13 protein-coding genes are annotated in these 12626 nt (G+C 54.0%); 6 read left to right on the forward strand and 7 right to left on the reverse strand.

The window, feature by feature from the left end; genetic code table 11:
* Positions 1–130: 130 nt before the first annotated feature.
* Positions 131–766: a flavodoxin family protein gene (locus H5P17_RS10770; RefSeq protein ID WP_182822819.1), complete on the reverse strand. Its 636-nt coding sequence runs from the start codon at positions 764–766 to the stop codon at positions 131–133.
* A 121-nt stretch (positions 767–887) separates the two neighbouring features.
* Between H5P17_RS10770 and H5P17_RS10775 the strand changes: the two genes are divergently transcribed.
* From H5P17_RS10775 to H5P17_RS10785, 3 genes are all read left to right on the forward strand, one after another.
* Positions 888–1769 (forward strand): LysR substrate-binding domain-containing protein, encoded by an 882-nt coding sequence (locus H5P17_RS10775; protein ID WP_182822821.1) that lies wholly within the window; start codon positions 888–890, stop codon positions 1767–1769.
* An 87-nt stretch (positions 1770–1856) separates the two neighbouring features.
* The gene (locus H5P17_RS10780) at positions 1857–2444 is read left to right on the forward strand and encodes a nitroreductase family protein (protein WP_182822823.1); all 588 of its coding nucleotides are present in this window, start codon (positions 1857–1859) and stop codon (positions 2442–2444) included.
* A gap of 154 nt (positions 2445–2598) precedes the next feature.
* Positions 2599–2892: a DUF2623 family protein gene (locus H5P17_RS10785; protein WP_044552400.1), complete on the forward strand. Its 294-nt coding sequence runs from the start codon at positions 2599–2601 to the stop codon at positions 2890–2892.
* 27 nt (positions 2893–2919) lie between these two features.
* Here H5P17_RS10785 and H5P17_RS10790 read toward each other — a convergent pair whose 3' ends face one another.
* Positions 2920–3489: an XRE family transcriptional regulator gene (locus tag H5P17_RS10790; RefSeq protein WP_116690177.1), complete on the reverse strand. Its 570-nt coding sequence runs from the start codon at positions 3487–3489 to the stop codon at positions 2920–2922.
* Positions 3490–3528: 39 nt separating this feature from the next.
* Between H5P17_RS10790 and H5P17_RS10795 the strand changes: the two genes are divergently transcribed.
* The gene (locus H5P17_RS10795; RefSeq protein ID WP_048762556.1) at positions 3529–4047 is read left to right on the forward strand and encodes a GNAT family N-acetyltransferase; all 519 of its coding nucleotides are present in this window, start codon (positions 3529–3531) and stop codon (positions 4045–4047) included.
* 25 nt (positions 4048–4072) lie between these two features.
* A complete protein-coding gene (locus H5P17_RS10800) occupies positions 4073–4516 on the forward strand; it encodes a DMT family transporter (protein WP_182822825.1) in 444 nt (147 codons plus the stop codon).
* Positions 4517–4568: 52 nt separating this feature from the next.
* Here the strand turns inward: H5P17_RS10800 and H5P17_RS10805 are convergent, their stop codons facing one another.
* Both H5P17_RS10805 and H5P17_RS10810 read right to left on the reverse strand, forming a co-directional pair.
* Complete coding sequence (locus tag H5P17_RS10805; protein WP_182822826.1) at positions 4569–6755, reverse strand: TonB-dependent siderophore receptor; 2187 nt, start codon at positions 6753–6755, stop codon at positions 4569–4571.
* A 250-nt stretch (positions 6756–7005) separates the two neighbouring features.
* On the reverse strand, positions 7006–7893 hold the full coding sequence (locus H5P17_RS10810; protein WP_182822828.1) for an SDR family oxidoreductase: 888 nt from the start codon (positions 7891–7893) through the stop codon (positions 7006–7008).
* Between the two features lie 144 nt (positions 7894–8037).
* Here H5P17_RS10810 and H5P17_RS10815 point away from each other — a divergent pair, with 144 nt between their 5' ends.
* Entirely contained in the window at positions 8038–8970 is a 933-nt protein-coding gene (locus H5P17_RS10815) for a LysR family transcriptional regulator (RefSeq protein WP_182822830.1), read from the forward strand.
* Between the two features lie 32 nt (positions 8971–9002).
* On the opposite strand, the gene H5P17_RS10820 is transcribed toward H5P17_RS10815, so the two are convergent.
* The 3 genes from H5P17_RS10820 to H5P17_RS10830 all read right to left on the reverse strand — a co-directional run bounded on the left by H5P17_RS10820 (position 9003) and on the right by H5P17_RS10830 (position 12233).
* Positions 9003–9602 carry a hypothetical protein gene (locus H5P17_RS10820; protein WP_182822832.1) on the reverse strand — a complete coding sequence of 200 codons (600 nt, stop codon included), beginning with the start codon at positions 9600–9602 and terminating at the stop codon, positions 9003–9005.
* A 594-nt stretch (positions 9603–10196) separates the two neighbouring features.
* Complete coding sequence (locus tag H5P17_RS10825; protein ID WP_044552387.1) at positions 10197–11228, reverse strand: methionine synthase; 1032 nt, start codon at positions 11226–11228, stop codon at positions 10197–10199.
* A gap of 27 nt (positions 11229–11255) precedes the next feature.
* The gene (locus H5P17_RS10830) at positions 11256–12233 is read right to left on the reverse strand and encodes a DUF1852 domain-containing protein (RefSeq protein WP_044552999.1); all 978 of its coding nucleotides are present in this window, start codon (positions 12231–12233) and stop codon (positions 11256–11258) included.
* Positions 12234–12626: the final 393 nt, after the last annotated feature.

Raw genomic sequence — 12626 nt, forward strand, 5'->3', positions numbered from 1 at the left:
TTAATGGGCATGCCGATTTGAACTTTGGCATCATATGACGTTTGCCCGGGTGGGCCAATGGGCGGCAATATCTTGCTACATATGCTTGCGCAACCTTGATAAAGGGGCAGCAGGCTGCCCCTTGGCTGTGTCAGTTTTGCCAAACCTGCGGGCTGCGCGGCGTATCCATTCGGTAATCTGAATAGGGACGAGTGAAGATCTCGCGTCCCAACTCGCGGGCGGCCTGCAACGGGTTACGCGGATCGCGGCTGATTTCGCCCCGGCTGTTGCCCGCCCCCTGAACCAGCCCGACGAATTCGGAATGCGAATAGCGGCTGAACTCCTGAATTTGATGCACAATCCCCATCGCGGCACCGGGATAGGTTTCCTCCGAGGCCACTGCCAGCCCGATACGTTTGCCGCTCATACGCCGATGCACCTGTTCCGCATCGGGGTAGGCGCTGGAGTAGTAGCTGAAAGAGCGGTCGAAAAAGGCCTTGGTTTGCGCCGACATGCCATACCAGTAAAGCGGGGTGCAGAACACCGCCGCGTCCGCCGGCAGAAAATGCTCCAGGAACAGTTCGCCATAGCGGTCGGCAGGCGGAGCGGCGTGGCGCTCGTCCACCAAAAAACCGCTGATGTAATCGTCTAAGAAAAACAGGCTGGCGTCGGTGCCGGCCTCGGCGGCACCCGCCATAATGGCCTGGGCCAGGGCGGCACTGTTGCCGTCGCGGCGTGGGCTGCCAACCAGGACGATAAGTCGCTTCGGCTGATGAGATGAATTCATGTCACTCTCCATTACTTGATCGTGGAATACGAGTGTCAATTTACGGTGCTTGCAGCGCGAGAGACAAATGACGGCTATTCTGTCTGGGTGAGTTAAATTCATCTTAACGAGGCCGTACACCATGTTCGCCACGCTACCGGTTACCGCATTGCGCACTTTCGAATCCGCCGCCCGACTGCGTAGTTTTAAACAGGCGGCTTTGGAGTTGGCGGTGACGCCGACGGCGGTGTCGCATCAGATTAAAGCGCTTGAGCAGCAGCTGGGCTTTGCATTATTTGACCGAATACCGCGGGGGGTACAGCTGACGCCAAAGGGCGAGCGTTTGTTCGCCGGAGTACACGGCGCCTTGCTCGATGTGGCAACGGTGTTGGATGCCCTGCGACCGACGCCGAGCGCGGGGTCGCTATGCGTTTCCGTCACCCATTCCTTCGCGGCGCTGTGGTTGGTGCCGCGCCTGGGGCGTTTTTATCAGGCCTATCCGCACTATTTGGTTCGTCTGGAAGCCTGCGCTGAGGTGATTGACCTGCAGCAGGACGCCAGCGTGGACATCGCCATCCGTTACAGCCGCGCAAATTACCCGCAGTTGCATCAGGCGGCGCGGCTGGAAGAAAGTTTTGGCGTTTACGGCGCTCCAGGACTCTGCGCGGCAGAGCAACCCACGCCAGCGCTGATCACCGTTCGCTGGCGTGATTCCACCCTGTATGAAACCGGCTGGCGCGACTGGTGTCGGGCCGCCGGAGTTGACTGGTGGCAGCAGCACACGACGCTGCGGGCTTATGACGAAGAGCATTATGCGTTGCAGGCGGCGGTGGCCGGGCAAGGACTGGTGCTGGCAAGCTCGGTCATGGTGTCCGATCAGGTGCGCAATGGTCTGTTGGTGTCTTACCGGCCGGAAATTCGCGTGCCGGGGGCGGCTTACACCGCACTGTGCGTCCCTGGGCGTGAACGGCACCCGCCGGTGCGCGCATTTCTCGACTGGCTACAGCAGGAGCTTGGCGGCTGATGAAGAGCACAAAATAAAAGTTTTTCTGGCGTGCAGCATGGGAATATTGGATAAATTTGATATTCCATTCCCATGAGAGAGATGTCCATGAGCCAGCCAAGAGTTTCCGATCACCCGATTGATGCGCAGTTTATTGAACGTTGGTCGCCGCGTGCGCTGGCGAATGATCCTATCGACGATACGACCCTGTTGAGCTTCTTCGAAGCGGCACGCTGGTCGCCTTCGGCTTACAACATTCAGCCGTGGCGTTTTGCTTACAGCAAGCACGGCTCGGCCAGTTGGGACAGCTACCTGGATTTCCTGATTGAATTCAACCGCGGCTGGGCGCAGCACGCTTCGGCGCTGGTGGTGATCATTTCGAAAACGACCAGCCTGAACGGCGAGAAGGAAGTGGACAACCCAAGCCATTCCTTTGATACCGGCGCCGCCTGGGCCAATCTGGCGCTGCAGGCACATCTGAAAGGCTGGCTGACCCACTGCATGGGCGGCGTGCACCACGATAAAATCAAGGCTGCGCTCAACCTGCCGGAAAACTATCAGGTGCACGGCATGGTGGCGATCGGCAAGGCGGGCGACAAATCCCTGCTGCCAGAATTCCTGCAGCAAAAAGAGATCCCTTCAGGGCGTTTGCCGCTGGAGCAGACGGTGGTGGAAGGGCTGAACTTTACCCTGTAATCGCCCCGTCAGATCAATCAGCCCGCAAGGTTTCTCCTTTGCGGGTTTTTTTATGCCCGCGAAGAGGGGATAAAACTTTGTGAGTATGTCCATCAGCAGGATGATCGCTATATGATATTTTATATAGCGATTTTTGAACGATGGGGAAAAGCACATGGACAATCACTTCGGTAAGGGGCTGATGGCGGGGTTAGCCGCGCAGGACGCCAAGCCGGCTGCGCAACTGTCCCGTTTCTGCTGTGACTACAAGCGGGGTTTCGTATTGGGGTATGCCCATCATCTGGCGGAAAGCCTGGGTGACGAAAATCAGGCCGCGTTCGAGGCCGGGCTGCTCTGCCGGGCCTATGATCTCAACGGCGAGATGATGAGCGAGTTTTTCTCTGGTGGCAGCAACCGCCTGGCCGAAAAATTTTTCTGCGCAGGCTACAACCGGGAAGGGCAAAGTTAACCGCCGTCATGCAGCGATCTGCGTGGTTCAGGCCTTGTTCATCACCACCACCAAATAGATGCAGAGTTCGGCGCTCTCATTCTTGAACACGCAGTCGGTCGGGGGGCCAAGTTCCAGGCAATCGCCCTGGTCCATTTCGTGGCGGGTTTCGCCTTCCTGAAACACCAGCGAGCCGGACAAAACCCAGATCAATTGCCGCATAAAGGCATAGGCCGAAGCCGGCATGGGGATCGCCGCCCCGGCGGGCAGTTCAATGCGTACCAGATCGAGCGGCATATCCGACTGCGGCGACACATGGCGACGGACATAGCCGCTGTCGGGATCGACCCACAGCGGCTGGTCCTGCTTACGCATCAGCCGACCTTCCTGCGTTTCTGCCCGGGCGATCAGTTTGGACATGCTAAGGCCGAACGCGCCGGAAAGCCGCCCCAGCAACATCGCCGTTGGGCTACTGTCGCCACGTTCAATTTTGTGCACCATCGCGCGCGAAACACCGGCCCGTTCCGCCAGATCGGACAGCGACCAATGGCGGGCCTCACGTTCGATGCGGATCCTCGCGCCGATGCGCTGATTTAGGTTGTCTAATTTATTATCCATATCGTAGTATGATAGTAGACGGTCAACCAAGAGGTCAACATGCTTATCCGTAACGCGACTATAACCGATAGCGCAGGCATCGCCGCTATCTATAACGACGCCGTGCTGAACACCACGGCAATCTGGAATGAACTTAGCGTCGACGAGGCAAACCGCGCCGCGTGGATAACAGAACGGCAGGGGATGGGCTATCCGGTGCTGGTGGCGATTGACGCTGCGGGTGAGGTGATGGGCTATGCCTCATTTGGTGATTGGCGGGCGTGGGACGGCTATCGACACACCGTCGAGCATTCGGTGTATGTTCGGCGAGACAGCCGCGGCGGCGGGGTAGGTAAAACGCTGCTGATTGCGCTGATTGAGCAGGCGCGGGCGATCGGCAAACACGTGATGGTGGCGGGCATTGAGTCCGGCAACCACGCGTCTGTGCAGTTGCACATTAATCTGGGCTTCGAGATGGTCGGCCGTATGAGCGAAGTGGGTGCCAAGTTCGGCAAATGGCTGGATCTGACCTTCCTGCAGCTGAAACTCGACGACGCCAGCGCACCGCCGAAGCGTTAATGGCACTGCTAAAACCGAGATCGCTATGAATATCATGCTATTGCTGCTGGTGGCTGCCGGGATCAGCCTGGTCATTCAGAACCTGTTGATGGTGCGTATCACCGAAAGCGTGTCGACGGTACTGATTACGCTGGTGATCAACTCCAGCGTCGGTCTGGTGTTATTGATGGGGCTGCTGTTTGCCAAAAACGGCGTAGCTGCCCTGACCGAAGTCACGGGTTCCCTGCGGCTGTGGATGTTGTTGCCTGGCTTATTGGGATCTTTTTTTGTCTTTTCCGGCATTTTGGGTTACCAAAAGCTGGGGGCGGCAACCACCATTGCCGTACTGGTGGCCAGCCAGTTGGTGGCGGGATTGATGGCCGATATTTATAAGGCCGGGCCGGCGGCAATGCGTGAAAATTTGCCCGCGCTGCTGGGTGCCGTGTTGCTGGTGATTGGCGCTTTTCTGGTGGCCAGAAGAAGTTTTTAAAGCCTAAAGAGCCCGTCGGGCTTTCCCCCGAACGGGCCTGTTTTTTATTCGATCAGAATGACAGGGTCATACCGGCGTAATACGCGCGCCCAGGTTCGTTGTAAGTCGATGCCCCTTGGTTCTCGCGGTACAGCTGTTTGTCGAACAGGTTGCTGATACCGGCATTCAGGCGCAGATCCTTGGTCAGATCGTAATTCACGCCAACCGCGGCCACGGTGTAAGCTCCCACCTCATTGGTCGCCAGCGAACCGACTTCATTACGGCTTTCGGCATATTCACGTGGCTTTTGACGCCCATAGAATGTCCAGGTGAGGTTGGTCGAGAGTTTGTCGGTCACCTGATAATCCAGCATGGTGTTAACGGTGTATTTCGGGATCACGGAAAGCGGATTCCCGGTATCCTTGTTCTCCGACGTGATCATATAGGTCGCGTTGGTACGCCAATTCAGCCGGTCTTTCACTACCGGGATCACCAGGTTGCCTTCAAGCCCTTCCACCACCGCCTTGCCGCCGTTTTCCCAACGCAGAATGTTATACCCGTTAGAGGCGTAACCCACCAGATCGGTCCCGGAAACGATTTTGTTTTTATAATCGTTGCGGAAATAGGTGATGCCGGCGTTGAACCCTTCATAAGTGAACTCCAGGCCGACCTCTTTGTTGATGCTGACTTCCGGATCCAAATCGGCATTGCCCATCAGGTAGCAGCTCCCTGTCGCAATGTTGTTCGGGCAGCCGTTGCCGCGGGTGGCAAGCAGGTAGCCTTCACTGGACTGGTACAGGTTGGGGGCTTTGAAGACGCGGGCGATCCCGGCTTTCAGTTTGAAATGGTCGCCAAGTTCCTGCGAGGCATTCAGGCTTGGGCTCCAGTTGCTGCCGAATTTGCTGTGATAATCAAAACGCATACCGGGGATCAGCAGGGTGCCGGGCACCACTTCGATATTATCTTCGAAGTAAAGGGCGCTGAGTTCGGCGCTGTTTTTGGCGCTGCGCCCGGAAGGATCGCCGGAAATATCGCCGATGGTGACGCCGCTGGCGTCGGTGACCTGCATGGAAGCCGGATCGTCGAGCTGCTCACGGTTCCACTCGGCCCCCAGGGTCATGGTTTGTTCGAGCCACAGGTTGAGCGGCAGCGTCAATTCACCGGTGGTTCTGACATTTTTCAGCCGGCTGGTGTTGAATTGATCGCTGTTGATCATCCCCTCTACGCGCCCGGTTGAACCTTCCTGAAGGCGAGTATTGTTGGTTTTTTCGTAGTAAACGCCGACGCGTGACTGGCCCCAATCCCAGATGCCGTTATGGGTGATGCCATAAGTCTGGCGATACAGGCGGTTGGTTTCTTGTCCGTACAGTGACGAGACCAGATCGTTCGGGCTGAGATTACCGTTGCTGTACTGGGTGTCGCCGGCGTAGATATTGCCCTGACGGCTGTAGCCCAGCTCAAAATCAACGATCTGCGTCGGGGTCATTTTCCAGGAGAACAGGGCATTGACGTCTTTGTTACGCACGCCTTCGTTGCCGGCAGCATAGGATCCGTTTTGTGCGGTGTTGATATCCGCCGCATCGGCGTCGGTCTTGTTAAAGTTACCGTACAGGCGCATGGTGAGCGCGTCGCCGGCCAACGGGCCGCTGAGGCTAAAGTTGGTGCGTTTCGTTGCGCCTTCCTTGTCGTTTTCAGGCTGGTTGGTAAACAGCGACAGGCTGCCATGCCAGTCATTGGTGGGGCGTTTGGTGATGATATTAATCACGCCGCCGGCGGCACCGGAACCGTAACGCGCCGCCGCTGGCCCGCGCAGCACTTCGATGCGCTCAACCATTTCCGCCGGTACCCAGTTGGTATCGCCGCGGGTGTCTCTTTCGCCGCGCCAGCTGTAGCGAACAGAATTGCGCGACGTAGTGGGCACGCCGTCGATTAAAATCAGCGTGTTTTCCGGCCCCATGCCGCGTATATCAATCTGGCGGTTATTGCCACGGCTGCCGCTGGCGCTGTTGCCGGTCAGGTTCACGCCCGGCATCTTACGGATGATGTCGGATAAATCGTTGACCGGCGGATCCTTGGCGATATCTTCAGCGGTAATAATCGAGACGCCCGGCTGCTGTTTTAATTGTTCTTCTGCCGGCGCCAAAACCACCATCTCCTCACTTTCACTCACGAGGTCATCGGCGGCATAGCCGCTCCCGCTAATTAACCCCGCCAGCAATATCGCGCCTGGTTTCAATTTGAAAGCGTGTGTGTAAATCATGCATCTTATCCCTGAAAGTGTGTGCAAATATTATTGAATAATTATGATAACGATAACTATTCTCATTTATTGTAAAGGAAGTGCAAATTCACAATATCTCCACAATGTCGTTTCAGGCGGGGTGTGTTTTTATCTGATTGATAAATTTATGTTTTAAAGAAATTTTCTGATGGTGAGCCTCAGTGGCGCAGGGCAGATGTAAAGCTAAAGCCCGCCTGGTTTTCCCCAAACGGGCCAGATAAAAAAGGGATTAATAGGCGAAAGCGGCCCGATGTTTGCGGATAAACTCTGGCCAACGAACCGGCTCTTTGCCGGCAATTGTCGGGAAGTTGTCAAAGGTTTCTTCAACGCCGGGAATATCGCGTTCGGCAATGCGGCGCAGATTGTCGCCAACGCAGTTCATATAAGCCATTTCGGCACCGGATTGCCGCATGTTCTCCAGGAATATCCGGTAATCGAGTGCTTCATAGCGAAATGGCTGGCCCAGTATTTCCGTCATCATTGCCGCAATCTCGCCATAGGATTTGGCGTCATAACCCAGCCGATAGGTTTTGCCCGCATGTTGTTCAGGGTGCAGCAGTGAACAGGCTGCCGCCAGCGCGACGTCTTCGCCGTCAACCCAACTGAAGGGAGCATCACCGGTGTATTGCTGAATGACGCCGTTGACCACCGCGGGAGTGCCACCGTAACCGATCAGATTTTGCATAAAGCACTCCGGCCGCAAATGCGTAAAACTGAAACCCAGTGCCTCAATGTAACGTTCGATCAACTGATGCCAGGCCCAGTGAGCAATGGTGGTGTCGTCGCGCCCACAGGCACCGAGGTGCACAATATGCTGCACCCCGGCCCGTTTCGCCTTATCGAGAAACACCTTGCTCTGGCGCAGCATGTCGACGGTATAGCCTGTTGCCAGAAAGACGCGATCAATGCCCTGCAGCGCCGGCGCCAGCGTTTCTTCTTGATCAAAATCCATAATGACGGTGCTGATGCCCTGAGCGGTAAAAGGCTCGGCTTTTTTCGGGGAACGTACCGCCGCCACCAGGGTAATGGTGGTGTCCGCCTGCAGGTTACGCAAAGTATCGCCGCCTATCTGGCCGGTGGCGCCGGTAATCAGCACCCTTGGTTTGTTTATGCTCATCAATAAACCCTTGTCATGGTCGGTGGTTGAATCGGGCCTGGCCCTGAGGATGTGTTACCAGATCGAGTTTACGGGGAATAAATTTCCTATTTAGGCTATAAATTACCAAGTTTATGGAATTAAATTCATTAATGGTGGCGGGCTATGTTTTCTTCCGAACGACTCAAAGGTATCGATCTGTTTGTCTGCGTAGCCGATCTGGGCAGCTTTACGGCCGCCGCAGAACGCCTGAATTTAACCGGTTCCGCCATCAGCAAAGGCATTGCCCGTCTGGAGAGCCGGCTGCAGGTTCGCTTGTTTAACCGGACCACGCGGCGTCTGTCGCTGACCGACGCGGGGCAAACCTTTTACCGCACCTGCACCAGCGTATTGGGCGAGCTGGAAGAAGCGGAGCTTGCCATGCAGGCCGAAAATGCCGAGCCACGGGGAAGGGTGCGCATCGATCTTCCCGCAGCTTATGGTCGTCTGCATGCTTTACCGGTGATCCTCAAGCTGATTGAGGATCACCCGCTGTTAATGCCGCATATTTCGTTTTCCGACCGCTTTGTCGATCCTGTGATAGAGGGTATCGATATTATTGTGCGTATCGGCGGCGCGGATATTTGGCCGAATGCTTTAGGGCACTGTTATCTGGGGGCGCAGCGGCATATTTTCTGCGCTTCACCGGCCTATGTGAAAAAGCGCGGCGTGCCGAACAACGAACAGGATTTGGATAATCACAGCTGCGTGGTTTACGGCGAAGGCAACGGTATGCTCACCCCCTGGCATTTTGCCGGCGTGCAGGCGAATAACAGCGAGAAAAGGGTGTTACCGGCGCGGGTGGCTATCGGCGATGCAGAAGGGCAGCTTACCGCCGTTTTGGCCGGGCACGGCATTGCGCAGTTGCCCACCTGGTTGGTGAAACGGCAGCTTGCAGAGGGTTCGCTGGTAGAGGTATTGCCTCATCTGGCAACCGATGGATTACCGATTAATCTGGCCTGGCTCAAGAGTCGGCAGGCGCTGCCGAAAGTTCGCGCATTATTGAAGATCCTGACTGACAATCTGGGGCCAGATGGCAGCATGACGGAGCGCGCCTGAGGCTTGCCAGGCAGTCAGCGGCGGAAAAAGGCTCAGGAAATGGCGGCGGCGAGGTTGCGCAATTCCGGCAACACGCCCAAATTTTTCTCCTGCACGATATCCTGGCAAACTTTCAGGATCACCGCTTTGACCACATCGGAGCTTCGCATCAGGTTCTGTTGTTCCATTAGGCTAGTTACTTCAGCCAGCTGCTTTTTAGTGACTTTCATCGACAGCCGCTTCGACGCTTTGGCATTTGCCAGCTCGCTGCCTAACAGCGCTTTCAGCCCTTCCTGATGGTAGTAACCGGTGGTCAGCGCATGAAGGTAATACAGGATCAGCGTCTTATGAAAATCTTCGCCCAGTGAAGCATCTATTTTCTGCGTGGCGACGCTAAGAATATCGAGATAGTGCGCCGGAACCCGGACTTCCAGCGCCGACTTGCTCTGTTCAAACTCGTTTTTAATTTGCGGCGTGGATTGAGCAGGGACACTGACCACGGTGTCGCACTGGTTACAAACCGCGGCCAGAATATTCTTCACCGTGCCACGTCGATCGCTGAAGTCCACGTCGCGTAAACGATAAGTCGCGATAGATTTCCCGCAGTGGTGACACAGAACGGCGCGCGTATCGCCTTCTTTAACAATTTTCACTTTGAACTCCTTGTCGATTTATTGGTGCACGCTGATAAAGATGACGTCGGGTTCCATAAAATAAAATTTTACGTACCAGTAGCAACCGGACTGCCAGGGTTGAAGAATGTGAACGTCAGTAGCGGCATCCTGATGATGTGGACGGCACTGATATGCATCACCGGAAGTTTTCCTGATAAGTTCGATTACCCCGTTTTTATCAACCTGACCAGTGGCAAACAGATTCTTGACATCGATGTTGCCACGTACCTCATGGTCATACGCGCCTTGCTGAAGACAGCGTATAGCGAGCTTTTTTACGTCCCTGAATCCCATCTTATCTCCGCATATTGTACGATATTTTACGTACATGCAAGGTGTCTGAACAATTTCGTAGCACTCACTCTACCGGCGATAGCGAGGGGGAAGCTAAGTGATGAACGTGTGTCGCGGGGAGAAAAGACGAAAAGGCGGAGCGCTGCGCAAACTGATGCAACACGTACCAACGATGGCGGATAAAAATGCGAGAAGCCCGCTCAGGTTTCCCTGAGCGGGCTCAAATAGGGTTTTACCACTTCGCACATTTATCCGCCGGAAGCAGGATATGGGGCGAAGTTACTTTGCTAAGAGCTCTCTGCGGATGATCTCTGCACCTGCGCTTAAGGCATTGAGTTTGCCTGTGGCTACCCGACGCGATAAAGGTGCCATGCCGCAGTTGGTCGAAGGGTAGAGTTTGTCGGCATCGACAAACTGAAGCGCCTTCCGCAATGTATTGGCCACTTCCTCCGGGGTTTCTATGGTGTTGGTCGCCACGTCAATGGCGCCGACCATCACTTTTTTACCGCGGATCAGTTCAAGCAGATCCATAGGAACATGCGAGTTATGGCATTCCAGCGAGATGATATCGATATTCGAGGTTTGCAGTTTGGGGAACGCTTCTTCGTATTGTCTCCACTCTGACCCCAGCGTCTTCTTCCAATCCGTATTGGCCTTGATGCCATAGCCATAGCAGATATGTACCGCCGTTTCACATTTAAGCCCTTCAATGGCTCTTTCCAGGGCGGCGATCCCCCAATCATTCACCTCATCAAAAAAAACGTTAAAGGCGGGTTCATCAAACTGGATAATATCGACGCCCGCAGCCTCTAATTCTTTGGCTTCCTGATTGAGGATCTTGGCAAATTCCCAGGCCAGTTTTTCGCGGCTCTTATAGTGATTATCATAGAGCGTATCAATCATGGTCATCGGGCCTGGCAGGGCCCATTTGATGGGTTGCTTGGTCAGCTGACGTAAAAACTTGGCATCTTCCACAAAAACGGGTTTTTGACGCGCCACAGCGCCAACCACGGTCGGTACGCTCGCATCGTAGCGATTACGGATTTTAACCACCTCACGCTTCTCGAAATCAACGCCGCTCAGGTGCTCGATAAACGTAGTGACAAAGTGTTGGCGCGTTTGCTCGCCATCGCTGACAATGTCGATGCCTGCCCGCAGTTGATCTTCCAGGGACAAGCGCAGGGCATCTTGTTTTCCCTCAATTAATTCCTCATTTTGCAGTTTCCACGGTGACCAAAGTGTCTCAGGTTGTGCAAGCCAGGAAGGTTTCGGCAAACTGCCGGCAGTCGAAGTTGGGAGCAAAATTTTCATAATCAATGACCTTTTATTTTCGGTTAATCAAAGAGCGTAGTGAGCAGACCATTGCTCAAGAATGTTCTTGTAGGGTTTGATGAAATGCTCTTCAGTAAATTTCCCCTGCTCAATAGCCAACTGGCTGCGTTCTTCTCGGTCATAAACAATTTTTGTCAACGAATGATCCTGCTGATTCAGGCTCGGCTGATAATATTGCCCTGCGGCAGAGTTCGCATTGTAAATCTCAGGCCGATAAATTTTTTGGAAAGTCTCCATCGTGCTGATGGTACTGATAAGCTCAATATCAGTGTAATCACTCAGCAAATCGCCGGAGAAATAAAAGGCCAAAGGCGCAACGCTATTTTTCGGCATAAAGTAGCGAACCTGTAACCCCATTTTTTCGAAATATTTCTCAGTCAAAGAGGAGTCGTTTTGCTGATACTCTATGCCCAATACAGGGTGCTGGTTACCCGTCCGCTGATAAGTGTCCTTACTTGATACGCTTAAGCAGATTACCGGTGACTTTTTAAAATTCTCTTTGTACTCAGCTGAGTTGACGAAATACTTGAATATGTTGCCGTGCAGGTCGCCAAAATCATCTGGAATGCTAAAACCAGGTTTGTTTTTGTTGTGCTCCAGCAGCAATACGCTGAAGTCATAATCTCGCACATAAGAAGAGAAGTTATTCCCGACAATGCCTTCAATCCGCTGGTGAGTTTTTTTATCAATAATGTTGGTTTTTAATATCTCAATCACTGGGAAGGTATTGCCATTGCCTTCAATGCTCATCTCGACAGAAATGATTTCAAGCTCGACAGAGTAACGATCGCCTTTTGGGTTGTCCCAATGCGCTAATGTATTGAAACGATTATCAATCATTGTCAATGTGTTGCGCAGATTCTCCTGGCGATTTTTTCCTCGGGCCAAATTAGCAAAATTGGTGGTAATACGCGTATTTTCAGAGGGGTTATAATCCTCATCGAAAAGGCTGCGCTTAATCGTAAATGTAAAGTCTCTGCTCATCGCGATGTTGCACCCTAAGTTCTGAGATGAAAACTGAATTGGCTTCTTGATTTCGTAGAAGTTACTGGTTTGTTCGCTCATCAGTCTTCATGTTGTCAATAAGTTAACGTTGCATATTTTATGCCAGAGCCATGGGACGAGTGAAAGCGACTAAATTTCATTACCACATGAGTCATCTTCATGATCTGAGCGCGGCGGGTACCGACAGGGTGCCAAAACGCCGGGCCCACAGAGCCGCAGTGGCATCCTGCGGGCAGAAATGGCTCACTAACAGGCCTTGGGGTAGGGGATAAAGAGAGGTGGGGGTGCTGATTGCCGAAGCGCTCGGTATCGCACCAGAGCAAATCAGGCCTTCGCGTGATAGCTGAGATATTCCCGGCGTAGCCTGATCCG

Source organism: Serratia sp. OS31 (genome assembly GCF_014164835.1).
Taxonomy (GTDB): Bacteria; Pseudomonadota; Gammaproteobacteria; order Enterobacterales; family Enterobacteriaceae; genus Serratia; species Serratia liquefaciens_A.

Excerpts from the sequence above, each read along its gene's own strand:
- H5P17_RS10770 (WP_182822819.1), bottom strand. The coding sequence starts at position 766 with ATGAATTCATCTCATCAGCCGAAGCGACTTATCGTCCTGGTTGGCAGC.
- H5P17_RS10825 (WP_044552387.1), bottom strand. The coding sequence starts at position 11,228 with ATGAAAATTTTGCTCCCAACTTCGACTGCCGGCAGTTTGCCGAAACCT.
- H5P17_RS10780 (WP_182822823.1), top strand. The coding sequence starts at position 1,857 with ATGAGCCAGCCAAGAGTTTCCGATCACCCGATTGATGCGCAGTTTATT.
- H5P17_RS10785 (WP_044552400.1), top strand. The coding sequence starts at position 2,599 with ATGGACAATCACTTCGGTAAGGGGCTGATGGCGGGGTTAGCCGCGCAG.
- H5P17_RS10830 (WP_044552999.1), bottom strand. The coding sequence starts at position 12,233 with ATGAGCAGAGACTTTACATTTACGATTAAGCGCAGCCTTTTCGATGAG.
- H5P17_RS10795 (WP_048762556.1), top strand. The coding sequence starts at position 3,529 with ATGCTTATCCGTAACGCGACTATAACCGATAGCGCAGGCATCGCCGCT.
- H5P17_RS10805 (WP_182822826.1), bottom strand. The coding sequence starts at position 6,755 with ATGATTTACACACACGCTTTCAAATTGAAACCAGGCGCGATATTGCTG.
- H5P17_RS10800 (WP_182822825.1), top strand. The coding sequence starts at position 4,073 with ATGAATATCATGCTATTGCTGCTGGTGGCTGCCGGGATCAGCCTGGTC.
- H5P17_RS10815 (WP_182822830.1), top strand. The coding sequence starts at position 8,038 with ATGTTTTCTTCCGAACGACTCAAAGGTATCGATCTGTTTGTCTGCGTA.
- H5P17_RS10790 (WP_116690177.1), bottom strand. The coding sequence starts at position 3,489 with ATGGATAATAAATTAGACAACCTAAATCAGCGCATCGGCGCGAGGATC.
- H5P17_RS10775 (WP_182822821.1), top strand. The coding sequence starts at position 888 with ATGTTCGCCACGCTACCGGTTACCGCATTGCGCACTTTCGAATCCGCC.
- H5P17_RS10810 (WP_182822828.1), bottom strand. The coding sequence starts at position 7,893 with ATGAGCATAAACAAACCAAGGGTGCTGATTACCGGCGCCACCGGCCAG.